General features: G+C 34.1%; 27 protein-coding genes. 10 read left to right on the forward strand and 17 right to left on the reverse strand.

The genetic code is table 11. The features are described 5' to 3' along the window. Window positions 1-53: 53 nt before the first annotated feature. From FEM21_RS08855 to gdhA, 6 genes are all read right to left on the reverse strand, one after another. Entirely contained in the window at window positions 54-434 is a 381-nt protein-coding gene (locus tag FEM21_RS08855; protein ID WP_035659626.1) for a TraR/DksA family transcriptional regulator, read from the reverse strand. An 8-nt stretch (window positions 435-442) separates the two neighbouring features. Further along, window positions 443-3,901: an isoleucine--tRNA ligase gene (gene ileS, locus FEM21_RS08860; RefSeq protein WP_035659627.1), complete on the reverse strand. Its 3,459-nt coding sequence runs from the start codon at window positions 3,899-3,901 to the stop codon at window positions 443-445. A gap of 391 nt (window positions 3,902-4,292) precedes the next feature. After that, window positions 4,293-4,739, reverse strand: coding sequence for a hypothetical protein (locus tag FEM21_RS08865; protein WP_035659628.1), 447 nt, complete (start codon window positions 4,737-4,739; stop codon window positions 4,293-4,295). A 46-nt stretch (window positions 4,740-4,785) separates the two neighbouring features. Further along, complete coding sequence (locus FEM21_RS08870) at window positions 4,786-5,478, reverse strand: hypothetical protein (RefSeq protein ID WP_035659629.1); 693 nt, start codon at window positions 5,476-5,478, stop codon at window positions 4,786-4,788. Between the two features lie 228 nt (window positions 5,479-5,706). Further along, on the reverse strand, window positions 5,707-6,420 hold the full coding sequence (recO, locus tag FEM21_RS08875) for a DNA repair protein RecO (RefSeq protein ID WP_035659630.1): 714 nt from the start codon (window positions 6,418-6,420) through the stop codon (window positions 5,707-5,709). A gap of 183 nt (window positions 6,421-6,603) precedes the next feature. Further along, a complete protein-coding gene (gene gdhA, locus FEM21_RS08880; protein WP_035659631.1) occupies window positions 6,604-7,947 on the reverse strand; it encodes an NADP-specific glutamate dehydrogenase in 1,344 nt (447 codons plus the stop codon). Window positions 7,948-8,161: 214 nt separating this feature from the next. Between gdhA and FEM21_RS08885 the strand changes: the two genes are divergently transcribed. Then, window positions 8,162-8,974, forward strand: coding sequence for a THC0290_0291 family protein (locus tag FEM21_RS08885; protein WP_035659633.1), 813 nt, complete (start codon window positions 8,162-8,164; stop codon window positions 8,972-8,974). A 127-nt stretch (window positions 8,975-9,101) separates the two neighbouring features. Then, window positions 9,102-9,842 (forward strand): DUF3298 and DUF4163 domain-containing protein, encoded by a 741-nt coding sequence (locus FEM21_RS08890; protein ID WP_035659763.1) that lies wholly within the window; start codon window positions 9,102-9,104, stop codon window positions 9,840-9,842. Window positions 9,843-10,091: 249 nt separating this feature from the next. On the opposite strand, the gene FEM21_RS08895 is transcribed toward FEM21_RS08890, so the two are convergent. Together FEM21_RS08895 and FEM21_RS08900 are read right to left on the reverse strand one after the other, a co-directional pair. Beyond that, on the reverse strand, window positions 10,092-10,547 hold the full coding sequence (locus FEM21_RS08895) for a DinB family protein (RefSeq protein ID WP_035659634.1): 456 nt from the start codon (window positions 10,545-10,547) through the stop codon (window positions 10,092-10,094). Between the two features lie 47 nt (window positions 10,548-10,594). Further along, window positions 10,595-11,050 carry a DinB family protein gene (locus FEM21_RS08900; RefSeq protein ID WP_035659765.1) on the reverse strand — a complete coding sequence of 152 codons (456 nt, stop codon included), beginning with the start codon at window positions 11,048-11,050 and terminating at the stop codon, window positions 10,595-10,597. An 80-nt stretch (window positions 11,051-11,130) separates the two neighbouring features. On the opposite strand from FEM21_RS08900, the gene FEM21_RS08905 reads away from it, so the two are divergent. The 4 genes from FEM21_RS08905 (at window position 11,131) to nadD (ending at window position 13,743) form a co-directional block, all read left to right on the forward strand. After that, a complete protein-coding gene (locus FEM21_RS08905) occupies window positions 11,131-11,490 on the forward strand; it encodes an arsenate reductase family protein (protein WP_035659637.1) in 360 nt (119 codons plus the stop codon). A 74-nt stretch (window positions 11,491-11,564) separates the two neighbouring features. Next, on the forward strand, window positions 11,565-12,425 hold the full coding sequence (locus tag FEM21_RS08910) for a YicC/YloC family endoribonuclease (RefSeq protein ID WP_035659638.1): 861 nt from the start codon (window positions 11,565-11,567) through the stop codon (window positions 12,423-12,425). 93 nt (window positions 12,426-12,518) lie between these two features. Continuing rightward, entirely contained in the window at window positions 12,519-13,088 is a 570-nt protein-coding gene (gene gmk, locus FEM21_RS08915; protein WP_035659640.1) for a guanylate kinase, read from the forward strand. 73 nt (window positions 13,089-13,161) lie between these two features. Further along, window positions 13,162-13,743 carry a nicotinate (nicotinamide) nucleotide adenylyltransferase gene (gene nadD / locus FEM21_RS08920; protein ID WP_035659641.1) on the forward strand — a complete coding sequence of 194 codons (582 nt, stop codon included), beginning with the start codon at window positions 13,162-13,164 and terminating at the stop codon, window positions 13,741-13,743. A gap of 1 nt (window position 13,744) precedes the next feature. On the opposite strand, the gene FEM21_RS08925 is transcribed toward nadD, so the two are convergent. Next, complete coding sequence (locus FEM21_RS08925; protein WP_236353589.1) at window positions 13,745-14,719, reverse strand: LysR family transcriptional regulator; 975 nt, start codon at window positions 14,717-14,719, stop codon at window positions 13,745-13,747. Between the two features lie 11 nt (window positions 14,720-14,730). Here FEM21_RS08925 and FEM21_RS08930 point away from each other — a divergent pair, with 11 nt between their 5' ends. The 3 genes from FEM21_RS08930 (at window position 14,731) to FEM21_RS08940 (ending at window position 18,015) form a co-directional block, all read left to right on the forward strand. Beyond that, on the forward strand, window positions 14,731-15,483 hold the full coding sequence (locus FEM21_RS08930; protein WP_035659643.1) for a type 1 glutamine amidotransferase domain-containing protein: 753 nt from the start codon (window positions 14,731-14,733) through the stop codon (window positions 15,481-15,483). Window positions 15,484-15,582: 99 nt separating this feature from the next. Next, window positions 15,583-16,740, forward strand: a complete 1,158-nt coding sequence (locus FEM21_RS08935; RefSeq protein WP_035659644.1) for an iron-containing alcohol dehydrogenase — start codon at window positions 15,583-15,585, stop codon at window positions 16,738-16,740. A gap of 279 nt (window positions 16,741-17,019) precedes the next feature. Beyond that, the gene (locus FEM21_RS08940; protein WP_035659645.1) at window positions 17,020-18,015 is read left to right on the forward strand and encodes an NAD(P)H-dependent glycerol-3-phosphate dehydrogenase; all 996 of its coding nucleotides are present in this window, start codon (window positions 17,020-17,022) and stop codon (window positions 18,013-18,015) included. 72 nt (window positions 18,016-18,087) lie between these two features. Here the strand turns inward: FEM21_RS08940 and FEM21_RS08945 are convergent, their stop codons facing one another. The 4 genes from FEM21_RS08945 to FEM21_RS08960 all read right to left on the reverse strand — a co-directional run bounded on the left by FEM21_RS08945 (window position 18,088) and on the right by FEM21_RS08960 (window position 20,891). Next, a complete protein-coding gene (locus FEM21_RS08945) occupies window positions 18,088-18,753 on the reverse strand; it encodes a hypothetical protein (protein ID WP_152547385.1) in 666 nt (221 codons plus the stop codon). A 152-nt stretch (window positions 18,754-18,905) separates the two neighbouring features. Beyond that, window positions 18,906-19,313 carry a hypothetical protein gene (locus tag FEM21_RS08950; RefSeq protein ID WP_035659649.1) on the reverse strand — a complete coding sequence of 136 codons (408 nt, stop codon included), beginning with the start codon at window positions 19,311-19,313 and terminating at the stop codon, window positions 18,906-18,908. 90 nt (window positions 19,314-19,403) lie between these two features. After that, a complete protein-coding gene (gene pheS, locus FEM21_RS08955; protein ID WP_035659767.1) occupies window positions 19,404-20,423 on the reverse strand; it encodes a phenylalanine--tRNA ligase subunit alpha in 1,020 nt (339 codons plus the stop codon). 111 nt (window positions 20,424-20,534) lie between these two features. Next, on the reverse strand, window positions 20,535-20,891 hold the full coding sequence (locus FEM21_RS08960) for a hypothetical protein (RefSeq protein WP_035659650.1): 357 nt from the start codon (window positions 20,889-20,891) through the stop codon (window positions 20,535-20,537). A gap of 168 nt (window positions 20,892-21,059) precedes the next feature. Here FEM21_RS08960 and FEM21_RS08965 point away from each other — a divergent pair, with 168 nt between their 5' ends. Beyond that, window positions 21,060-21,569 carry a CvpA family protein gene (locus FEM21_RS08965; protein WP_035659651.1) on the forward strand — a complete coding sequence of 170 codons (510 nt, stop codon included), beginning with the start codon at window positions 21,060-21,062 and terminating at the stop codon, window positions 21,567-21,569. A 68-nt stretch (window positions 21,570-21,637) separates the two neighbouring features. Here the strand turns inward: FEM21_RS08965 and FEM21_RS08970 are convergent, their stop codons facing one another. The 4 genes from FEM21_RS08970 to FEM21_RS08985 are packed head-to-tail and all read right to left on the reverse strand — an operon-like array spanning window position 21,638 to window position 26,046. Further along, window positions 21,638-22,381 (reverse strand): tetratricopeptide repeat protein, encoded by a 744-nt coding sequence (locus tag FEM21_RS08970; RefSeq protein WP_035659652.1) that lies wholly within the window; start codon window positions 22,379-22,381, stop codon window positions 21,638-21,640. 18 nt (window positions 22,382-22,399) lie between these two features. Further along, the gene (locus FEM21_RS08975) at window positions 22,400-24,142 is read right to left on the reverse strand and encodes a BatD family protein (RefSeq protein WP_035659654.1); all 1,743 of its coding nucleotides are present in this window, start codon (window positions 24,140-24,142) and stop codon (window positions 22,400-22,402) included. Between the two features lie 38 nt (window positions 24,143-24,180). Beyond that, window positions 24,181-24,960 (reverse strand): tetratricopeptide repeat protein, encoded by a 780-nt coding sequence (locus FEM21_RS08980; RefSeq protein WP_035659769.1) that lies wholly within the window; start codon window positions 24,958-24,960, stop codon window positions 24,181-24,183. A gap of 51 nt (window positions 24,961-25,011) precedes the next feature. Then, entirely contained in the window at window positions 25,012-26,046 is a 1,035-nt protein-coding gene (locus tag FEM21_RS08985; protein WP_035659655.1) for a VWA domain-containing protein, read from the reverse strand. Window positions 26,047-26,048 lie beyond the last annotated feature (2 nt).

Consider the following 26,048-nt stretch of genomic DNA (forward strand, 5'->3'; position numbering starts at 1 on the left):
TATCAAAAAAAACGCTCCGTTTGGAGCGTTAAATATTTTATAGTAAAGTTTGACTATCGTTGTAAATTTTTAGCCTCAATACTCATTGTAGCGTGAGGAACAATTTTCAATCTTTCTTTACTGATTAATTTACCAGTTACTTTGCAAATACCGTAAGTTTTGTTCTCTACACGGAATAAAGCGTTCTTTAAATCGCGTATGAATTTCTCCTGACGAATTGCTAATTGAGAATTCGCTTCTTTAGACATTGTTTCACTGCCTTCTTCAAAAGCTTTGAATGTTGGTGATGTATCATCAGTACCATTGTTCAAATCATTCATATAAGCACTTTTTATCAAATCTAAATCGGCTTGTGCTTTCTCAATTTTCTTTTGGATTATCTCTTTGAACTCTGCCAAATCGGCGTCTGAGTATCGTGTTGCTTCATCTACCATAATCTATGTTATTTAGTAATCGTTATTTTAGTTTTAATGTCATCAAATTCAATTTCTGTGCCATTCTCAATACTCGTTTTAAAAACCAACTCTTCAGTTAATGTCTCTGATTTAATGTAACCATTATTTTCATTAACAGCTACTTCTAAAACAGCATTGCTTTGCAAATACACTTTAATTTTATCAGTCACTTCAAATCCTGAATCTTTTCTGATGTTCTGGATTCTGTTCACTAACTCTCTTGCAATTCCTTCTTTTCTCAATTCTTCCGAAATTGTGATATCAAGCGCAACGGTGATTCCGTTTGAATTAGCAACCAGCCAACCCTCGATATCCTGAGAGGTAATTTCAACATCCTCTAATGATAAAGTTACGTCTTTTCCTGCAATAACAATACTTAAGCTTCCTTCTTTATCCAACTGATTGATTTGCTCTGGAGAAAAATTTTGTATCTCTTTAGAAATCAACCCCATATCTTTTCCAAAACGTGGTCCAAGTGCTTTAAAATTAGGCTTAATTTGTTTTACCAATACTCCTGATGCATCGTCTAAAAGCTCCACTTCTTTCACGTTTACCTCTGCTTTTATCAGGTCAGAAACCGCTTCAATTTCAGCCTTCTGTTTCTCGTCAAGTACTGGAATCATTACCTTTTGCAACGGTTGACGTACCTTGATCATCTCCTTCTTACGCAGTGATAAAACCAGTGATGAAATGGTCTGTGCTTTCTGCATTTTGCTCTCAAGCGATTTATCAACAAAGTTTTCAACGTATTTTGGAAATTCCGCCAAATGTACACTATCGAAATTTTCTGTTTGTGTAGCCAAAGTTAAGTCTCTGTAAAGCTTATCCATAAAGAATGGCGCAATAGGTGCACTCAGTTTACTTACCGTTAACAAACAAGTATAAAGCGTTTGATAAGCTGCAATTTTATCCTGAGCATATTCCCCTTTCCAGAAACGACGACGACACAAACGAACGTACCAGTTACTTAAATTTTCCTGAACGAAATCAGAAATAGCACGGGCAGCTCTTGTAGGCTCATAATCAGCATAAGCCTCATCAACTAATTTGATTAAGGTATGTAATTCTGATAAAATCCAACGGTCAATTTCCGGTCTTTCATTCAATGGAACTTCCGCCTCATCAAATTTGAAACCATCAATATTAGCATACAAACTAAAGAATGAATATGTATTGTAAAGTGTTCCAAAGAATTTTCTTCTTACCTCAGCCACACCTTCGATATCAAATTTTAAGTTATCCCAAGGATTTGCATTAGCAATCATGTACCAACGCGTAGCATCAGGACCATATTCAGCCAAAGTGGTAAATGGATCAACAGCATTTCCTAGACGCTTAGACATTTTTTGTCCGTTTTTGTCCAACACCAATCCGTTAGAAACTACATTTTTATAAGCAACATTATCAAAAACCAAAGTTCCGATAGCATGCAAAGTATAAAACCATCCACGGGTTTGATCCACACCTTCGGCAATGAAATCAGCCGGGAACGATTGGTTATTATCAATTAATTCTTTGTTTTCAAAAGGATAATGCCATTGCGCATAAGGCATAGCTCCTGAATCGAACCAAACGTCAATCAAATCGCTTTCACGTTTCATTGGTTTTCCTGAAGCCGAAACTAATGTAATTCCGTCCACTACATTTTTATGCAGGTCAACTAAATCATAGTTACTTTCGCTCATGTTTCCAATTTCAAATCCTTTGAATGGATTTTCTTTTTGGAAACCTGCTGCGATTGATTTCTCAATTTCGTTGTACAACTCTTCCACCGAGCCAATCAGGATTTCTTCCTGTTTATCATCGGTTCTCCAAATTGGCAATGGAATTCCCCAATATCTGGAACGCGATAAATTCCAGTCGTTCGCATTTTTCAACCAATTACCAAAACGTCCTTCTCCGGTTGCTTTTGGTTTCCAGTTGATTGATTCGTTCAAATCAAACATTCTGTCTCTCACTTCAGTGATTTTGATAAACCACGAATCCAAAGGATAGTACAAAATAGGCTTATCGGTTCTCCAGCAATGTGGGTAACTGTGCACGTATTTTTCTACTTTGAACGCTTTATTTTCTTCTTTTAATCGAATAGCAATCTCAACATCAACCGAACGCTCTGGTGCCTGATCAGCATCGTAATATTCGTTCTTCACATATTTTCCGGCAAATTCACCGCCTACATGAGAAGTAAATTTTCCTTGTAAATCTACTAATGGAACCGCAGTACCGTTTTCGTCCAAAACTAACATTGGCGGAACCTCAGGTGTAGCTTCTTTCGCTACTTTAGCATCATCAGCACCAAAAGTTGGCGCCGTGTGTACAATTCCCGTTCCATCCTCGGTAGTAACGAAATCCCCAGAAATTACTCTAAAAGCATTTTCCGGATTTTGATATGGCAATGTCCAAGGCAATAATTGTTCGTAGCGAATACCTACTAAATCAGCTCCTTTTGCTTCGGTTAAAATTTGGTACGGAATCTTTTTATCTCCTGCTTTGTAATTTTCAAAATCAGCAGCATCTTCGCTTAAGAAAAATCCTTTACCAAATTGTTTTCCAACTAAATTCTTAGCCAAAACAACATTGATTGGCTCAAAAGTATATTGATTAAACGTTTTTACTAAAACATAATCTATTTTTGGACCTACAGTCAAAGCTGTGTTTGAAGGCAAAGTCCAGGGAGTAGTCGTCCAGGCTAAGATATAAAAATCCTCCCCCGACCCCTCCGAAGGAGGGGAGGCAAGACGAAATGCTTTTTCTATAGAGTTTTCAACTCCCTTTCCTTTGGAAAGGGCTGGGGATAGGACTTTAAACTGAGCTACAATCGTAGTATCAGTCACATCGCGGTAAGAACCCGGCTGATTCACCTCATGCGATGACAATCCTGTTCCTGCTTTTGGAGAATACGGCTGAATAGTATAACCTTTGTACATCAAATCCTTGTTGTAAATTTGTTTCAAAAGCCACCAAACCGTTTCCATATATTTGGGTTTATAAGTCACATACGGATCTTCCATATCTACCCAATAACCCATTTTTTCGGTCAAATCATTCCATACATCCGTATAACGCATTACTGTTTTTTTACAGGCTTCGTTATAATCTTCTACCGAAATGCTTTTCCCAATATCTTCTTTAGTAATTCCTAATTCTTTCTCAGTACCTAATTCTACTGGTAATCCATGAGTATCCCAACCTGCTTTACGCTTTACCTGAAATCCTTTTTGGGTTTTATATCTGCAAAAAATATCCTTAATAGCACGAGCCATTACGTGGTGAATTCCCGGCAATCCATTTGCCGAAGGCGGGCCTTCAAAAAATACGTAAGGAGCATTCCCTTCACGCGTAGTTACACTTTTTTCAAATATATTTTCTTTCTTCCAAAAATCCAGAACTTCCGACGCTACCGTTGGCAAGTCAAGTCCTTTGTATTCAGTAAATTTTGTACTCATTTTATCCTTTTCTTAAACGAGGTGCGAAAATAAGAAATAGTTATCAATTATGGGTCATGAGTGATGAGTTTTTGTATGATAGGAGTTATTGCATTTATAAAAATAAAATGCCCTATTGTCAGTTCGAGCTTCCCGATATTTCGGGAGAGAACCGTATTTCAATTTGATTACACTTTATTAGCGGTATTACAAAGTCGGAAGACTTCGCAGAGCTGATTTACGTACATCTGGACTTTGTTGCTCTTACTTTTACCACAAACTTGTCATCCTGACGAAGGAAGACACGAGCGATAGCGAACTGGCGGAGCAATCTCAAGAAACTCCACAAAGTTGCTCCTCTTTTTTGGCACGGATTACAAATCCGCCTATCGGGCAATTTATTATCAAACAATTATTCCCAATCTTTAACATCTAAACCAATCGATTTATCCTTCTCTAATTTTACTTTCAGTGAAGCATTATAAACATTTGTAAGTATAACCGTCCTCTTGACATTAGTTTGACTTACCGATTCAATTTTCCAAAGTTTCTCATAGTTTTCTTTATTCAAACAATCCGAAGCGGTACAAAGACATGTGTATATGCAATCATCTTTTATATAATACTTTTGAACTGCTTTCAAACCTAAATTAGCAAAAGTATTTTCCAATTTATCAGTTAACAAAATAGAAATTTCATCTTTAGAAAATACCCATACACCGATTTCAGGTATGGTTCCACTTTGTGTAACTTGGTAAGTTCCTTCCAACAAATTACTTTCACTTTTTGAAGATTTGTGATCGCATGCAAAAAACAAAAAAATGATAATTACACTCAATAATGTTTTTATTTTTTTCATATAATTTTAATTATTACTGATTCCATCGCGAAACTTCGGGACTTTTTTATATTTTTTTCATTATTTCTTCATCTCCATGCACCCTTATTCCATTGTTAAAATTCTCTTTCACATATATATCATACCTTGGACTTGATTCAATAATAGCCTCAACTATTCTGTCTGTTGTTGGGTATTCTGAAATGTTGGGTTTTACAGGTGTAGCGAATACATAATCAATGTATTCTGGTACTTTAAATTCAAAATTCAGCTCACCATTTTCTCGTATTGACGGTTGCTCGTTTCCAATTTTGTAGTCTGTGTTTTCAAAGGAAGCGAATTCCTGATGCCACTTATTTTTTATTTCTTGGAATTGTTTTTCTTCAGCTTCATTGAAAGTTATTCCAACAGCTCCCCATGAAGCAATTAGTCTTTTGGGATATTTTGTCGTTGATATACCTTCTGCCTCTGAGAGTTCTAATGCTTGATTCTTCAACTCTTCAAAGTTTTCTATCTCTTTTTTAAAAGGAATTATATATGCTATCCCTAGATTAGTAACAGAATTAGAAATAACCATTGTATAAGTACATCTTTTAGATGTTGACTTTCTTCCGTATCTAATTGGCACTTCAATCGCAATCTTTTTCTCTAAGTCTAAATCTTTTCTCCAATTGTCTCGAAGCTTTCCTTGCTTTGAATCCAAAGTGTTTTTTTCATTTTCCCAAAGAAGAGAACCTATTACTAATACTGCTCCTTGCATTCTGTATCTATTTTAGCTTGTTTCCAACTTATTTATACACTCAGATTTTTACTCACTTATTGAGCTAATACATCGTTTTAGGATAGATGGCTAAGCTGTAGTTGAGTTTTATTTTTTCCGCTAATATATAAATAATTCTTACAAAATTACTACTTCTGTATCATTTCTCTTAAGGTTTCGAGCTGGATTTCCAGTTTTTAAAAAAAAAGCAACACACTCATTAAAAAATCAAGAGAAAACCTCTTTCAAAACCTCCAGAGATTTCGGCTTTTTAAAACCGTCTAAATGATACGAATAATAATCGATAAGAATTTTCAAAAGTAATTGTCTTTTGATAACATGAAATACTTTTTGATCATTTTCGAATTTTAAACCAATAAGTTTTTTCAACAAATTAGTTTCATGTTCCGTCAAAGAACCAATGGCATGAAACGGAGTAAAAACACCTTCATTCATTTCGAAAAAAGGCATATCAGCATCAGAAACATCAGGATAAAAACCAAGATATTTGGTCATTTCGAGCATTAAAATTAAATGAAAATTAGCAATTTCATTATGCTCGTCTAACCATTGTAGTGCGGTTTCTAAAAAAGTAAAAAGCATTTCGTTTTTTTCTTCTTCATGTATAGAATGATGCAAAATTTCGGAAAGAAATAGCACAATAGTACTCTTGTAAATATCCGAATGCAAGGATTGAAAGGGCGCTGCAATTTTAATTTCCTTAAAATGCTCCAGCGTTCCTTTATTCTTGTGAGTAGCTTCTATTTCGAGAATAGTCATTGGCTGAAAATAGGCCATTTTTTGATTACTTTTTTTATTCGAAAAAGCATCACGAACGAAATAGGATTTTAATCCATGCGACAACGTAAAACACTTTACAATCAGGCTTTTTTCCTGATATTTTAAAGCCGAAATAACAATTGCTTTGGTTTTAACTTGCATGGATGTAGTAAAAAAGTGAATGGCAAAAATAGTAAAAAAGAGTCCTTAGTCATTAGATAGTGAGTCCCTAGCTTTATAAAAAAAGTCCCTAGTCCTTAGTAGTTAGTCCTTAGCTAAAAAACTAGAAACAAACAAATACTAAGCACTAAGGACTAGGAACTATGTACTAAGAACTAAAAAAAACTAAACCACTCCCTGGGCCAGCATGGCATCGGCTACTTTTACAAATCCGGCAATATTGGCACCTTTTACATAATCAACATAACCATTTCCATCGGCACCATATTGCACACAGGCTGCGTGAATATTTAGCATAATTTGTTTTAATTTCTCATCTACTTCTTCTGAAGTCCAGCTTAATCGCAAGGAATTCTGCGACATTTCTAATCCTGAAGTAGCAACACCACCTGCATTAGAAGCTTTTCCCGGAGCAAACAAAATTTTAGCATCATGAAAAACTACTACTGCTTCGTAAGTGGAAGGCATATTGGCTCCTTCGGCAACACAAAAACAACCGTTATTCACTAAAGTTTTAGCGTCTTTAGCGTCCAATTCATTTTGAGTAGCACAAGGCAAAGCAATATCACATTTCACACTCCATGGTTTTTCTCCGGCAATGTATTTTGCATCAGGATATTTTTCAACATAATCGCTAATTCGGCTTCGCAGTTCATTTTTCAAATACATTACATGAGCTAATTTTTCGGCATCAATTCCATCAGCATCATAAATGTATCCATTAGAATCAGACAATGTAACCACTTTAGCCCCTAATTGAGTCGCTTTTTCAACCGCATATTGCGCTACATTTCCTGAACCCGAAACAACTACAATTTTATCTCTTAAGCTGTCACCTTTAGTCGCCAGCATGCTTTGGGCAAAATAAACTGTTCCATATCCGGTAGCCTCAGGTCGAATTAACGAACCTCCAAAAGAAATTCCTTTACCGGTTAAAACACCTGTAAATTCATTCCTGATTTTTTTATATTGTCCAAACATGTATCCCACTTCTCTCGCTCCAACACCAATATCTCCCGCAGGAACGTCCGTATCAGCTCCAATATGTTTACTCAATTCAGTCATAAAGGCCTGGCAAAAACGCATTACCTCAATATCTGACTTTCCTTTAGGATCAAAATCAGAACCTCCTTTTCCTCCACCCATAGGCAAAGTGGTTAAACTATTTTTAAAAGTCTGTTCGAAAGCTAAAAATTTTAAAACACTCAAATTCACCGTCGGATGAAAACGAAGTCCACCTTTATAAGGTCCAATAGCCGAGTTCATTTGAATACGATAGCCTCTGTTTACCTGCGTTTGTCCTTTATCATCAATCCAGGCAACCCTAAACATCACAATCCTGTCTGCTTCAACCATTCGCTCTAAAAGCATTTGGTTTTGGTATTTCTTATTTTGTTCAATAAAAGGAATTACCGTTTCGGCAACTTCTAAAACCGCTTGCAAAAACTCTGGTTCATTAGGGTTTTTTAAAGAAACCCCATTTATAAAATCTGTAATAGATTGAGACATAATATTTTGGATTTTTAGTATTAAAAATGTTTACTACTATTACAAATATACATTTTAGGACTCAAATTTGTTTTAAATTTAACGAAACTAAAGAAAGAATTGTCTTATTTTATATGAAGAAAAAACATAGGATTCTTTACTAATAAGTTTTTCATTATTACAAGGCTTCAATAATGTTTTTTATATCTTTGTCAGGACTCGAAATAGTATTAAAATGCTCAGAAATAATTGGCTAAGCTTATTCACTCTTTTTATTTTACTTGGATTATCAGGTAAAATAAATGCGCAGTTTGGTTTGTCCCATGAAGTGGGAGTAATTGCCGGGCCTGTCGCTTTTCAGTCTGATTATGGAGAACGCTATGATTTGAGCACCAATATTAAAAATTCAGGAATTGGAATAGGAATTATCCATTATCTAAATTTCTCATACAAAGCAGAATGTAACTGCTACACTCCCGAAACTTATTTTAATGACCACTTTAAGCTAAGAACCGAATTATCATATAATAAAACTAAGTTCAAACACCATGGCGAATGGGTAAAACCTGAGCGAACTTCTCTTGGTGCCGATCAGCTTCGTGCCATGACCGGAAGCAGCGCTGTAACCAACTTAGGTGTGCAACTCGAATATTTCCCTTTAAGTATTCGTGACTTTACTGCTACAATAGGCAGTTTTGGACCTTTTGTTAGTCTTGGCGGACAGTTTAGTTATTACAATACCGAAGCAAGTTCAACCATGGGCCCTTTAGGAACTCCATTAACTACTTTTCCAAAATATCTTACACCAACAGATGATCGCCCACATGGATTTTCTACAGAAAGCGGCAGCGTTTGGTCGATTGTAACCAGTGTAGGAACGCGTTATAAACTATCGCCATTGAGTGATTTAATGGTCGATTTACGATTTCAATATTACTTCTCAGACTGGGTAGATGGTTTGAAACCAAATCCAGATCTTTATAAAGAAAACAAAGCCAATGACTGGCTGGTTTGGTTCAACGTTGGCTACATTTATTACCTGCAATAATCACTAAATCCATTTTTTGATTTTTATTTTTAGCGATAAACCTTTATCTTTAAACCAAGGCTATATTATTTTAACCAATAAAAAGCCTTACAAAAATAAAACCTTGTTTATCCAAATAAAAAACAAAATGAAATATATTATATCTTCTCTGGCACTTGTATTATTCATTAGTTGTTCTAAAGAACTGACTTTTGAAGAGCAATCTTTCGAAAAAACAACAACTGTAGATTGCACCAAAAACTGTCCAAAAATTGAAATAAAAATCCCTGTTGCTCAAAATGCAGATATTATTTCCGACAGTATTAATAAGACCGTTTTTAATACAGTTAAATCAATAGTCGATTTTGGAGAAAGACCTAATAAGTCTACTAATTATGAAGAATTAGCCAATTTTTTCATTCAGGCGTATGAAAAACTTAAAAAAGATTTCCCTCAGGATCATTTTGGCTGGGAAGGAAAAATCGATGGAAAAATAAAATACAGCTCGGAATCTATTTTAAACATCGAAATCAATCATTACACTTTTACAGGCGGTGCACACGGTTATGCTGGCTTGCGTTCGTTAATTTTTGACCCAAAAACGGGAAAACGAATTGAAAATAAAAAGTTATTTAAAAACTGGGAAATCTTTAAAGTTTTTGCCGAAACCAAATTTAGAGACAAATACAAAATTCCAAGAGATCAACCCATCAACAGCACTGGACTGTTTTTTGAAGATGATGTATTTCAGGTGGCACAAAACATCTTTTTCACTAATGAAGGTATCGTATTACACTACAATCCTTATGAAATTGCAGCTTATGTTGATGGTTCCAGAGATTTGCTGATTAAGTATGAAGAAGCAAATGACTATCTGATTACAAAATAACATCCATTATATTTAAAACCAACCTTATTACTGATTCAAATTGATGAACGATAATAGTTGTTACACAAAGACACGCAAAGCTTACACGGAGATTCACAAAGATTTTAAATTAACTTAAATATACCTCTGCATAACCTCCTCTGTGAATCTTTGCGAAACAATCATTGAACTAATCTAATTCATAAATAGCATAAAAAAGCCTCCAAAAAACGGAGGCTTTTTCAATATCTTATATTTCCTTTCGAATGATTATACTAATTTTCGAATAGCCAAAATAACACCTATATGAATTCCTTCGTGAAAATTATTGAACTCCATCGAATCCTGATTTGTCTTTAAAACAAAGCCTGTAGATGTTGGATATTCGGTAAAATTTTGGAACAAATTATTCTCAATATCTTTTTCAGTTTGAGCGATTGTTGTATGCAATAAAGTTAAAATTTCGTCCACTTCTTCCTGAGAAGCTTCCTGTTCTGTTTTAGTTCCTTTTTTATATTTTTCGATCAATTCATCCGAAACCATCACAGGCAATCCAGCCAGTTTATAAACCAATAACTGTTGTGTAACTACAATATGCGCTACATTCCAAATCAAATTATTTTTAAATCCTTCAGGAACTTTATTTAGTTGTTCTAAAGTAAATCCCTGAATCAATTTAGAAACCATGTTTCTACTGGTCTTTGTAATCTCTAAAATCTCTTGCATTGTTGTTGAATTTGTAAATTTTGGCTTAAAAATACTGTTTTTTTGCCTTAAATAAATTTTCTAATAGTCATCATAATCCCAATATGAAGTCCTTCATGAAAATTATTATAAGCTATAGCTTCCTCGGCATTTTTCAAATTAATCCCTATTGAAGTTGTGTATTGGTTATAATTTTTAAAAATCCCATTATTGTAATCAACAATCGTTTGATCAATAGTGCTAAAAAGCAGGCTTTTGATTTCGTCTAATTCCACCTGAGTCACATCTTGTTCAGGTCTCGAACCATTTTTATATTTATCGATCATTTCATCAGCAATCATTACAGGCAAACCAGATAATTTATAGACTAAAACTTGTTGGGCAACAATAATATGACCAACATTCCAAATCAAATTATTATTAAAACCCTTTGGGATTTTATTTAATTGTTCCAATGTAAATTTTTGAAGCAGTTCTAAAATCAAATTTCTTGATTTCACCGTGGTTTCTAATACTTGTTGCACGCTAATAAAATTTAAAAAAATCACGTAAAAATAAGCTTTTACATCTTAAATGATTTTTCTTTGCAGAAAGAAATAAAACTATGAGTAATAAAATATACTATCTGGCTTCTTGTGACACTTGTCGAAAAATCATCAAATCATTACCAAATGATCATAATTTAACTTTTCACGACATTAAACAAGACCCAATTACTACGGAAGATTTAGAAGAAATGTACCAACTTTCGGGAAGTTACGAAGCACTTTTTAGCAAAAAAGCACAACTGTACAAATCGATGGGTTTAAAGGATAAATCCCTAACCGAAGACGATTTCAAGAAATACATCCTGGAACATTACACTTTCCTGAGCCGTCCTGTTTTTATCATTAATGGAAAAATTTACATTGGCAACAGTCAGCAAAACATACATCAGGTAATGAAAGCATTAACGGGCGAATAAGAACGTAGTAGAAAATCTGAAAACTGACTACTGCCAACTTTTTTCTTATCTTTGACCACCTTTTAAAAAATGATATGATACAATCAATGACCGGTTTTGGCAAAGCTACTTTGCAATTGCCAACCAAAAAAATAACAGTCGAAGTAAAATCTTTAAACAGTAAAGGTCTGGACTTAAATGTTCGAATTCCTTCCTTGTACCGCGAAATGGAATTGGGTCTTCGTACTCAAATCGCTTCGAAATTAGAAAGAGGAAAAGTAGATTTTTCTATTTTTATCGAAAGCACCGCTGAGCAAACTTCGACCAAAGTCAATGTTCCTATCGTAAAAGGCTACATCAATCAATTAAGAGAAATTTATGCTGATGCTGATGAAACTGAATTAATGAAAATGGCCGTTCGTATGCCAGACACTTTAAAAGTAGAAAGAGAAGAAATTGATCTTAACGAATGGGCTAAAATAAAAGAGGTTATCGACGAAAGTATCAACAATATTCTTTCTTTTAGAAAAGACGAAGGTGTTTCTCTTGAAAAAGAATTCCAATTAAGAATTGGAAACATTCGTCAATATATGAACGATGCACTGGCTCTTGATCCGGAACGTGTTCAGGCAATCAGAGACCGTTTGCAAACTGCAATTGATGAATTAAAAGTTAACGTTGACGAAAATCGTTTTGAACAGGAATTAATCTATTATTTAGAGAAATTAGACATTACGGAAGAGAAAGTTCGTTTGACAAATCACTTGGATTATTTCCTGGAAACTATCAAAGGAACAGAAGCTAATGGTAGAAAATTAGGTTTCATCACTCAGGAAATGGGACGTGAAATCAACACCATGGGATCGAAATCCAATCACGCACAAATGCAAAAATTAGTCGTGATGATGAAAGACGAATTGGAAAAAATCAAGGAACAGGTTTTGAACGTGTTGTAAAAAATCCCCTTAACCCCCAAAGGGGAAACAATAGGAGGTAATAAATTATAATATTAACGTAACATTCCTCCCCTTTGGGGAGGCTAGGAGGGGATGAAAAAAGGAAAATTAATCGTATTCTCGGCGCCATCAGGTTCCGGAAAAACAACTATAGTTAGACATTTATTAAAGCAGGAAGAACTTAATTTAGAGTTTTCAATCTCGGCAGCAACCCGTGAAGCCAGAGGTGAAGAAGTAAACGGAAAGGATTACTATTTTATCTCTTTGGAAGAATTTAAAAACCATATCAAACACGAAGATTTCGTAGAATGGGAAGAAGTTTACAGAGACAATTTCTACGGAACTTTAAAAAGTGAAGTAGAACGCATCTGGGCTTTGGGCAAAAACGTAATTTTTGACATTGACGTTGCTGGCGGATTGCGTATCAAACATAAATTTCCCGAAGAAACTCTGGCTGTTTTTGTAAAACCACCAAGTGTTGACGAATTGAAAAGACGTTTAAAAGAGCGCTCTACCGAAAGCGAAGACAAAATCAACATGCGTATTGCTAAAGCGCACGTAGAACTGGCAACCGCTCCGCAATTTGATGTGATTATTAAGAATTATGATTTGGAAGTAGCTTTGGAAGAGGCGACAGAGCTTGTTAGAAACTTTGTGAAATAAAAAGTTATGCGTTATGGGTTATGAGTTATTAGAAACACATAACCTAATAGCAAATAACCCTTAACTTTCAATTATGAAAATCGGACTGTATTTCGGCACTTTTAACCCCATTCATGTTGGGCATTTGATTATTGCTAATCACATGGCTGAACACACTAATTTAGATCAGGTGTGGATGGTGGTTACGCCTCACAATCCTTTAAAGAAAAAAAGTACTCTGCTGGACGATTATCATCGCCTGCAAATGGTTTATTTAGCGACCGAAGATTATCCCAAACTAAAACCATCGGATATTGAGTTCAAATTACCGCAGCCTAATTACACCGTAAATACCTTAGTGCATCTGGAAGAGAAATATCCAAATCATGAATTTTCACTGATTATGGGCGAAGACAATCTGAAGTCTTTGCACAAATGGAAAAATTATGAGGCCATTCTGGCGCATCATAACATTTATGTTTACCCACGTATTTCTACGGAAAGTGAAAATTTGGAGCTAAAAAACCATCCAAAAATTCATATCATTGAAGCTCCTGTTGTTGAAATTTCTTCTACGACAATTCGGGAAAACATCAAATTAGGCAAAAATATTCGCCCTTTAGTTGCTACTAAAGTTTGGGAATACATTGACCATAATTTGTTTTATAAAAAATAAATTAGCTCAAAAGCCTTTTCAATTCTGATTCGATTTCCTGAGCGGCTAAATTAAAACCAGTATTTTTAGCTGACAAAAGATAGGCTGCTGTTTCAGGCATCAGTTGAGTTTCCCACAATACCTGCAATTTTTCATTTCGAATAAAAGGCTTAGCATTGATATCCCAGGTTACCGCTACACCTGAATTTTGAGAAAGCACTTTTAACATTTCAAATTCTGAAGGAATGATATAATTCGAAACCATCGAAGGTCGTTTTTTATTGAAAACATGCAACCAAAATAACTTTACATGAGGAATTCCCGAATCGTGGCTGTACCATTTTTGGTCATTCAGCCAATTTTCAATGGTGTTATAATCATTTTTATGAATCTCTGATTGCAATTTTGTGGCATCAATATTCTTGGAACCTACAATAATTTGCCTGATCTCCCCCAGCTTCTTTTGGATTGTATCAAAAGTGTCGTATTTTTTGGTAACAATAGCAAAATCAATCTTTTTAGTATTTACCAATTCGAAAAGTGCATCATTTTCATGAAAGCTAAAATCGATATAATCAAATTTGGAAATCAGAACACTAGCCATACTGCTAAACAAATGTTTCGAAATGCCTACCGTAATCAATCGATTGGCATCAAATGCTTTAGACCGAAAACCATTTTCCACATTTTCCAAACGATCCAAGGCTTCTATGATTAAGTTATTGAGTAACTTAGCGTATTCTGTTGGTTCAACTCCTTTGGATTTTCGATTGAATAATTTGTAACCTACATGAGCTTCCAACATTGAAATTTGCTGACTTACCGCCGGCTGACTGATAAATAATTCTTTGGCTGCCAAAGAAAAATTACCATTTTTATATACTGATTTAAACGTTCGATACCATTCCAGATTGACCATGATATAAATAAATTTATCACAAACATAATTTAAATTATTTTTACTAATAGCATATCTACCGTAAATTCGCAATAACAAAAACAATTAAGATGAAAAAAGCATTACTCACGATGATAATTTTAACTGCTTGTTCGATTACAGGAACAGCACAAAATAAAGCAAAGATGAAAAAAGTATTATTTGTAGTTACCAGTCACGACAAACTGGGTAACACAGGACAAAAAACCGGATTTTGGACCGAAGAATTGGCTGCGCCATATTATGAATTATCCGACCAGGGAATTCAAATTGACATTGCCACTCCACTAGGCGGACAACCACCAATTGATCCAAAAAGTGCGGATCCTGCATCGGCAACTGAAGACACAAAACGATTTGATGCCGACACTGAATTATTGGCTAAACTAAAACACACACTAAAATTAAATCATGTTAAAGAATCGGATTATGATGCGGTGTTTTATCCTGGTGGACACGGACCATTATGGGATTTAGCCAAAGACCGAAATTCAATTACATTGATTGAATCTTTTTATAACAACAACAAGCCTGTAGCTTTTGTTTGTCACGCTCCAGGCGTATTAAAAGACGTAAAAATTAAAGATGAGTATTTAGTAAAAGGGAAAAAAGTAACCGGATTTTCAAATTCCGAAGAAGCTGCTGTAGGATTGACTAATGTAGTTCCGTTTTTATTAGAAGAAGTACTTCAGGCTAATGGAGGAATTTATTCTAAAACTGAAAACTGGCAACCTTATGCTGTTGAAGATGGATTATTAATTACAGGACAAAATCCCGCTTCCTCAAAACTGGTAGCACAAAAATTATTGCAAAAATTAAAATAAGAACCTAAGCATCTAAGATTCTAAGTCGCTAAGTTAATAAGGATTAAAAAACTTAGAATCTTAGCAACTTAGTATCTCATAAACTCTAAATAAAAGAACATGTTAAACTTCGAATTATACAACCCAACCAAACTGGTTTTTGGAAAAGGACAAATAGAAAAATTATCTGAATTAGTGCCAAAAGGTGCTAAAATCCTATTAGCTTATGGCGGTGGGAGCATTTTTAAAAACGGAATCCACCAGCAAGTAATTGACAATCTAAAAGGATTTGAAATAGTAGAATTTTCGGGAATAGAACCCAATCCGCATTTTGAAACTTTGATGAGAGCAGTTGAAATTATCAAAACCGAAAAAATTGACTTCATCCTCGCTGTAGGTGGCGGATCAGTTATAGATGGTGTAAAATTCATTTCGGCAGCAGTAAATTTCGACGGAAACCCAATTGATATTCTTCAAAAGCATATTCTCATAAAAGAAAATGCAATGCCATTTGGAACAATTCTAACACTTCCGGCAACTGGAAGCGAAATGAATTCAGGATATGTGGTAACCATTAAAGCAACTCAGGAAAAGTTAGCTTCTGGCGGAAGTGCTTTGTTTCCGCAATTCTCGATTTGTGATCCAACAGTGATTCAGTCTTTGCCAAAAAGACAGTTGCAAAACGGAGTTGTTGATGCGTTTACGCACGTTATGGAGCAATATTTAACTTATTCGCATGAAGGTTATTTACAAGACCGAATTGCAGAAGGAATTTTACAAACTCTAATCGAAGTGGGGCCCAAAGTTGTAGAAAATCCTGCTGATTATGCCTTAGCTTCTAACTTTATGTGGAGCTGTACGATGGCTTTAAACGGACTAATCGCAAAAGGAGTTCCAACTGACTGGGCGACACACATGATAGGTCACGAATTAACAGCACTTTACGAAATTGATCATGCGAGAACATTGGCAATTATTGGACCTAATTTATACCGCGTTTTATTCGAAACCAAAAAAGAAAAACTGGCACAATACGGAAAACGCATCTTTAATTTATCCGGAACTGATGACGAAATTGCTAATGAAGCCATCAACAAAACCGTGGATTTTTTCCATACTATGGGAATAGATACCAAACTATCACAATACACAGATGATTACAGCAAAACTGCTGATTTTATCGTGAATCGTTTTGACGAAAGAGGCTGGAAAGCTATGGGAGAAAGACAAAATATAACTCTGGAAAAACTGAAATCCATTGTTGAAATGAGTTATTAAGAAATCATTATTTTTTTCAAAAAAAAGGCGTCTTCGAATACTATTCTTAGACGCCTTTTTAATAACACCAAAACTAAATTAACTAATGTTAACATTATAAAAAAAACACAAATTACTCATGTATAGAATTTTAAACGAAAAACAGCATCTTATTATTGTACATTTCTATAAAAAAAATTAAAAACATTTTTTTCTTCAAAAAAGCGTAACTTCAATTCGAAACAATTCCTCTTGCTTCATTAGCACATTTTTAAGTACTTTTGGTTAAACTATAAAAAGATGAGTCAAAACATAAAATATGCAGTAATTGGTGGTGGAAGCTGGGCAACAGCCATTACTAAAATGCTCTGCGTCAATCTTTCTGAAGTTTCATGGTATATGCGTAATGAATCGGCAATTGAGCATATAAAAGCGCACAAACACAACCCAAATTACATAAGCTCAGTAGAGTTTGACATCAAAAAATTAAAACTGACTAATGATATTAACGAGGCAGTTGCTTATGCCGACTACCTTATTTTTGCTATTCCTTCGGCTTTTTTAGATGCCGAATTACAAAAACTGACGGTTTCCCTTAAAGATAAAATCATTTTCTCGGCCATTAAAGGAATTGTTCCCGAAACAAGTTTAATTGTGGGGGAACATTTTCATTTTCAATATGACATTCCCTATTACAATATTGGTGTAATTACGGGTCCTTGCCACGCCGAAGAAGTTGCTTTAGAACGTTTATCGTATCTGACAATTGCTTGTGGCGATGCCGAAAAAGCTAAAAATGTAGCCAAAAATTTAGCTGGAAATTATATCAAAACTAAAATTACCGATGATATTATTGGTACTGAATATGCTGCGATGCTTAAAAACATCTATGCTATTGCAGCCGGAATTGCGCATGGTTTAGGCTATGGCGACAATTTCCAATCGGTTTTGATGAGTAATGCGATTCGCGAAATGAAGAAATTCATTCGAAAAGTACACAAAATGAAACGCAACATCAATGATTCGGCTTATCTGGGCGATTTATTGGTTACCGGTTATTCGGTGTTTTCAAGAAACCGTATGTTTGGAAACATGATTGGAAAAGGCTATACTGTAAAAAGTGCCATGATGGAAATGAGCATGGTTGCCGAAGGTTATTATGCCGCAAAAAGCGCTTACAAACTCAATCAGGGTTATGGAGCAAAAACTCCAATTATAGATGCCGTTCATGAGGTTTTATATGAAGGTAAAAATGCCAGAACCGTATTTAAAAAACTGACTGAAAAGCTGGATTAGTTTATCTCTTTTAGATAAAAAAAGACCGCAAATTCGCAGATTATAATTTTAAATCTGAGCGGTACAAGCATTTTATTTATTTTCATTTACACTAATAATCATAGTGTGGATAAAATAATAAATAGAAATTATGATTATCCAAATGCTTAATACAATTGACGATTTCTGATAAAAATTTAAAGTTTCAAATTGCAAAACAAACTCTTTAATCCAAAAATATTCAAGAACAAAAGGAATAAATGATATAGCACTTATTGGAAAAATTAAAAACGCTCCAAAACATCCAAACTTAGATTTCCCTTTGTGGGCTAATTTTGAAATCTCACCATATATTGAGAATGGTAAAATTGATCTTGTAAAATCATCCATATGTAATTCATCAACAGGAATAGAATTCTCATAATCAAAATATTCACTAGAAAATTCGGTAATAATTTTATGAAGTTCAGCTTTATGCGCACTGATAATTATATATCTGAATACTAAAAAAGCAAAAACTAAGGGAATAAAAATTTTTATAGAGTTTACATCATTTATTTCAACTGGACCAACTTGCAAACTTTCTAATTTTGAAAAATCAGTCAAATAAAAAAGTAAGATAAGAATCAACATAAATATTGCAATTACGTTGCTTTCCCTAGCAATATCCTTACATTTTGAAAGTAATATCTCGAGATAAATACTTAATTTCTCATCAGTATTACTTAAAAATATCTTCTTTATTTCGTTTTTATTCATAAAATCACTGTAAATCTTAAATGTATGGGATGAAACCACATTTTACCCATCTCAAATATAGAAAATATACTTACAAAACATTAAATAAAAAAACCGCAAATTCACATTTTAATCTGCGAATTTGCGGTTCAAATATTTTTCAGAAAAAGCTCTTATCTCACAATTACCCCTTCTACAAATAGAATAGGCACTTCTTCAGTGTTGTTTTCGTTAATAACATTGGCTTTAAAGATAAATTTCTTGTCGTATAAAGTATTACCAATAAAATAAGTCAGCATGAACTCGTTATTCAATGCCAAAAGACTTTTTTCAATCATTTCAATCTTTACTACTGAAACGGCTGGAAGCTGTACAAAAGCATGACGCAAAATAGAAGTTTTCTTCATCTCACCATCAATAGTTCCAAAAGCCTTAGAAACCACCATTACACTGTCTATATCAAAATCGCTGTCGTTTACTAAATAAGCATACCACACTTTCTCCATAAAATCATCGCTCCATTCCTGAACGGCAGCAATAAATACGTTTTCTACTTCGGGGATTGTAATATCTTTTTTCATAGTTTGAATAAAAAGTCCCTAGTGTTTAGTCCTTAGTCCCTAGCAAACTATACTAAGGACTAAGGACTAGCAACTAAGGACTTAAATAAATTATATTATCGATTTAAATTGCTCTAAGAAACGTACATCGTTTTCATAAAACATACGGATGTCTCCAATTTGGTACAACAACATCGCAATACGCTCTACTCCCATTCCAAAAGCAAATCCGTTGTATTCGTCAGGATTGATGCCGCAATTTTTCAAAACATTTGGATCTACCATTCCGCAACCACCAATTTCCAGCCAACCTGTTCCTTTGGTAATTCTGTAATCAGTTTCGGTTTTTAAACCCCAATAAATATCAATTTCGGCACTTGGCTCCGTAAATGGAAAGTAAGAAGGACGCAAACGGATTTTTGATTTTCCGAACATTTCTTTAATGAAATACAACAAAGTTTGTTTCAAATCGGCAAAAGAAACGTCTTTGTCAATATACAATCCTTCCACCTGATGGAAAATACAATGTGAACGCGAAGAAACCGCTTCGTTACGGAAAACACGTCCCGGAGAAATAGTTCTAATAGGCGGTTTGTTGTTTTCCATATAACGTACCTGAACTGATGAAGTATGGGTACGCAATAAAATATCAGGATTGGTCTGAATGAAAAATGTATCCTGCATATCACGTGCCGGATGGTATTCTGGCAGATTCAAAGCAGTAAAATTATGCCAATCATCCTCGATTTCCGGACCTTCGGAAACGTTGAATCCAATGGTGGAGAAAATATCGATAATCTGATTTTTTACAATAGAAATAGGATGACGCGAACCTATAATTTGTGATTCGGCAGTACGCGTTAAATCGCCATAAATTCCTTTAGATTCTTCTTTTGATTCTAAAGCTTCCTGGATTGATTTTACTTTTTCTTCTGCAGAAGTCTTAAGCAGGTTAATTACCTGACCAAATTCCTTTTTTTGTTCATTAGGCACATTTTTGAATTCGGCAAAAAACTCTTTTAAAATTCCTTTGCTTCCTAAAAACTTAATTCTAAATGATTCTAATTCTGCTGTATCCTGTGTTGAAAAAGCTTGTGCTTCACCAATATATTCTTTTATCTTATCTATCATTTTCATCCAATAATTGAGTGGGCAAATTTAAGGAAAAGTTAGAAGTTAGAAGTTAGAAGTTAGAAGTTTTTCTAAAATTCTTAACTGATTACTGCTACTGCACACTGAATACTAATCAATAAGCTCCTTTTCTATAAAATAATTCACAATAGCTTCTTTCATTAAAACCGATTGCTCTCCGGCTTTTAAAGCTGGTAATTGTTCTTTTACCTTATAATGCGGCCAGCCTTCCTGATCTACAAAATCAAATTCGTAATAACCATAAGGTTCTAACAGGCGGCAAATAGCAATATGCATTAAATTGAGTTTCTCGTCTTTCTTGAATTCACGATGTAATTTACCCAATTCCTGAACTCCAATTAGAAAAATAATGGAGTCTAAATCAAGATCTTCTCCTTGCGAAAATTGATTAGAAAGTATATCAACAAGCTTTTCCCAGCGTTCTTTAAGTTGTGTGTCTCTTGACATTTTTGAGTGTTAGAAGTTAGAAGTTAGAAGTTAGAAGTTGGCATTCTTATTTCTAAGTATCTAAAATTATTGAAGCAAAGATACTAACTGTGTATTTGACTTCTCTATTTTCTTTTCTCTATTTTCTTTATTCTTCTATCTTTGCCCTTTTATTTTTCTCTATTTACTATGAGTTTTTTAGACATTATTTTAGGTGCTTTATTAGTATTTGCACTTTATAAAGGAACTGTAAACGGTCTTTTTATTGAATTAGCTTCTTTTCTTTCGTTAATTTTCGGTGTTTATTTTGCCGTTAAATTCTCGGTAATTACTAAAGATATTCTTTCTGGTTTTCTGCATTGGAATCCTAACACCGTTCACATAATTGCTTTTATGCTTACCTTTATTCTGGTAGTAATTGGGATTCATTTTTTAGCAAAAGTTCTAACCGGAGTGGTTGATTTTGCTTTTCTAGGCTGGGCAAATAAACTAGGCGGTGGATTATTTCGTTGTTTAAAAACGGTATTATTGCTAGGAATTGTGTTTTCTATTTTCGAAAAAATAAATTACAATCATTTTTTAGCCAAACAGGAAACGCTGGATAAATCGATTTTTTATAATCCAATTCAAAAAACAGCTGGTTTTATGTATCCGTCAATTACAAAATGGTACGGCGATTTGAAAAAAAGTGAGCAGTAAGCAGCTTTTAGTGTTCAGTTTCTGTCAGCAAAAAAACTGTAAATTAATCACTGAACACTGATTACTATTTATTTTACTTCCTGAATGGCTTCGCTATCAATCCAGCCTTCGGTTCCGTCAGTTAACTCGACTTTTTTCCAGTTATCTACTTTTTCTTTTACAAAAACTTTGGTGCCTTCGTGTAAAACAATAACGTTTGTTCCTTTGTTTTGAGGTTCACTTTTCACTTCTGTTTTTTCAGCAAAAATAATGGCCGGTCTTTCATTTTTAAAATAACTTCTTTCGAAAATAGCCGAAGAAACACTGCTTACAAGCAACACGAACATTACAAACATTCCGAAGAAAAAAAGTCTCTTATTCAATGATAATGCTGAAAAATAATAACCTAAAAATGAAATTAAAAACAAGACTGAAAAACTAACCGAAATCCAAGCCCAGGTATTGTAATGATACGTTCCGGTAAAATCACGAAGCAATTTTGCAAAACCTACTGTAGGAACTACTTTGATTTCATCTACAGTTCGTTTTTGAGCAAATCGTAAATTATTTGCAATATCAGCATCATTAGGTTTTAAGACTAAAGCTTTTTCGTAATTGTAAATTGCTGGCGCTACTTTGTTCAGTTTATAATAGGCGTTAGCTAAATTAAAATACAATTCTGCCGATTGTTTCTTTTCGCTCAAAACAGAATTATAAGCATCAACAGCTTGCTCATATTTGCCGTTTTTATACAAATCATTTCCTTTTTCGAAACCGCTTTGGGCAAAGAAAACGGGACTAACTAACAATAATATATAAAGTATATTCTTCATTTCTAATGTCCTTTGTGTTTAAGAAAGCTGTTTCTCTAAATCAGAAATAATCAGTACTGCTTTTTCATAATCTTTCTGGATTGTAGCACTTGATGCTGGTGCATATCTTGCAATTTCACAGTTTTCTGTTAATGCAATAAACTCATTTACCGAATCCGGATTAGCATTTTTAGACAACAAAATTTCCTTAATATTGTCCTTACTCATTTCGGAAGTTTCAATATGCAGCTTCGCTTTCAGGAAATTATGCATCGCTTTTTCGAGAGCCACATAAAACGGTTCTTTGTTATTGATTTGCTTTTTAGCTTCTGATAAATATTTCTTAGCCAAACGATTATTTCTCTTAATTCGGTTACCTACAATATCTCCATCAATCGCTTCTTTTTTCTTCTTAGCCAAAATAATAATTGGCACTAATCCAAAAGGAATTAACAACAAACTGTAGAACAAATTAGATCCAAAGAAATCTTTAGGAGCAATAGGCTCTAAATTCGTTTTTAATTTAATATACTTGAATTGTTCATTAACTGCAATCTTGTTTTTATCTGCATTTGTATCACTAGCTACAGTTGGTGTTGGACCATCAAGCATTTTAATGATAATTTCATCTGAAGTTATAGTTTTATATCTTCCTGAACTCAAATCAAAATAAGAAAATCGCATAGTTTTTATAGGATAATCACCTTTGTACTGTGGGATAATTGTATAACTATCCGATATTTTTCCTGCCATTCCTGAAAGCGGCGTATTCACTTGTTCGTTATGAACAGGATCATACATTTCCAGAGCATTAGGAACAACTGGCTTTGGCAAAGTAAATAATTTCAAATTCCCTTTTCCGGCTACACTCACCACTAAATCCAGACTTTCACCATTTTTTAGCGAAGTTTTACTTGGAGTCACTTTAAAATCAAAAGTACCTACAGCTCCTGAAAAATCATCTGGTTTTCCTGCTTCCGGCAATGCTTTTACCGAAATTGTTTTGGCTCCGGCCGAAACCCTTTTATGATCATCTTTGATTAACATTTGTCCAAAAACATTTCTACGATTCGTAGGCAATTGCACATCAATATCTAATGAAAGCGGTTCAATGGTTAATTTCCCTGATTTTTGAGGATAAAGCACAACTTTTTTAAGAACAATATAACGGTAATTTTGTCCTTTAAACATTCCTTCTTCTACAACAAACTGCTTGATATCAATATTCTGACTCCAGAAATCATTGTACTTCGGCTTATTAACTTCGGTTGAATTTGTGATTCCAATATTGTTGAAATACAACTTATACACCACCGTAATAGGTTCGTTGAGATAAGGATTTGTTTTCGAAATATCAGCTACTAAATACAAATTCCCATCTACTGAAACACTAATATCATTAGGATCTTTAGGCTGTTCGATAGCATTAGTCACATTGACTTTTACGGGCGAAGTTTTATACACCTGCCCATTATATTCTATCGTGGCCTGCTTGATTACTATACTTCCTTTATGAAGTGGCGCTAAATAATAAGAATAGATTTTTTCAAACGAACTTTTTCCATTCACCCAGGATTGACTAACTTGTTGATTAGGTCCTCCAATAATTCTAAATCCTTCAAAAGAAGGTTCATTAAAATTATCCCCATCAATATTCATAACAAAATCCACACGAAGTCTTTCGTTTAAACCCAGTGTGCTTTTACTTACTTTAGCCTCAAATTGTACCTGAGCCCAAAGTCCCTGAAAACTTAGCAATAATACTACTAAATATCTTTTCATTTTTTTATGCTGTCCTTATCTTTTATCATTATTAGGTACTACCAGTCTTTCTCTGTTTGAACAGGTTTTCCTTTTGCTTTTTTAGCATTTACTTTATCCTGAATTTTCTTCTCTTCATTGTTAACGGCATCTAAAAGATTTTGCAAACGGTCTTTAGAAATTCCGCCCGGCTGTGGCTGTGGCGGCTGATTTTGGTCTTTTTTATCCTTGCCGTCTTTCTTATCCTGATCGCCGTCTTTTTTCTTATCGTTTTTATCCTTGTCCTTGTCGTCTTTCTTGTCTTTGTCCTGATCCTTTTTATCCTGATCTTTCTTGTCTTTATCCTTGTCCTTATCTTTATTTTTATCGTTTTTATCCTTATTGTCTTTAGGCGGATTTTCCTTTAACATCTTTTTTGCTAATGCAAAATTATATCTCGTTTCTTCGTCAGTAGGATTATTTCTTAACGCATTTTTATACGCTTCTACCGCCTGAGTATAATCTTTCTCTTTCATGAACACATTACCTAAATTGTGATAAGCTTTGTGTTTTTGAGTTCTGGATCTTGCATTTTTTAATGCTTTTGCATAAGCATATTTAGCTTCCGAAGCCTGATTTTGTTTATAAATAGCGTTTCCTAAATTATAAGGCGAAACAGAACGATTTGGGAATTTTGAATTGGATATTCTATAATCTGCTTCTGCTTCTGCAAAATTACTTTGTTTGTATTCATCATTCGCTTTAGGCAAAGTCTTGTCTTTTTCCTGTGCCCATGTTCCTCCTAAACCAAAAATCAGGAGTGCAAAAAAAGTAAATTCGTATTTGATACAATTTTTCATTTTCATTTTTTTATGTTCTTCCTTTTTAGCTTTCGCTAAGAGGAATTGACATTATTTTTCGTCGTTAAATAAATTTAACTTCTTCACCCAATTCGTTTTCTTTTCCAAAAGAAATACATCCATAAATAAAAGCACAAAAGCAAATCCTAAAAACCATTGAAATTGCGATTGGAAATCGGCCATTTGAGTCGATTCGAATTCTGTTTTTTGGATATTATCTAATGTTTTCTTGATGTATTCTACAACTTCTTTTGTATTATTTCCGCTTACATAACCTCCTTTAGTCGCTTTAGCAATCGCTTCTAAATCGGGTTGATTCAATTTTGTAACTACTACTTCGTCATTTCGGTCTCTTTGGTAACCCTGAACAACACCATTTATTTTTAACGGAATCGTTCCTCCTTTTTCAGTTCCAATTCCTACCGTAATAATGCGCATTCCCTGCTTATTGGCTTCTTCTGCCGCCGCTTGAGCACCTTCAGAATGATCTTCTCCATCCGAAAGAAGAATCAACAACTTAGACGTCTTACTTTTTTCATCAAAATAAGTAGCTGATAATTTTATAGCTTCATCTAATGATGTTCCCTGCGAAGAAATAATATCAGTATTCATGCTTTGTAAAAACATTTTTGCCACACTGTAATCTGTCGTAATAGGTAAAACCGGGAAAGCACTTCCGGCATAAGCTACAATTCCTATTCTGTCGTTTCCTAATTGATTAATAATTTGAGAAACAACCTGTTTACTTTTCTCTAATCGATTTGGCGCTACATCTTCGGCAAGCATACTTTTAGAAACGTCCATTGCAAAAACAATATCAATTCCTTCTCTTTTTACCGTTTCTAATTTGGTTCCAATTTTAGGATTTACTAATCCAATAATTAATCCCAATAAACCTAGCAAAACAACAACCAATTTGAATACCGGCTTGAAAACAGAACGCTCAGGACTTAGTCTTTTTACGCTGTCTAAATCACCAAATTCCTTTTGTTTTTTCCTTTTCCAATACATATTCATAAGGAAAAGCAACACTACAACAGGTAGTATAAAAAGTAAGTATAAATATTTTTTTTCGTCTAATTCCATAA

The organism is Flavobacterium seoulense, from assembly GCF_000695795.1.
Classification (GTDB): domain Bacteria; phylum Bacteroidota; class Bacteroidia; order Flavobacteriales; family Flavobacteriaceae; genus Flavobacterium; species Flavobacterium seoulense.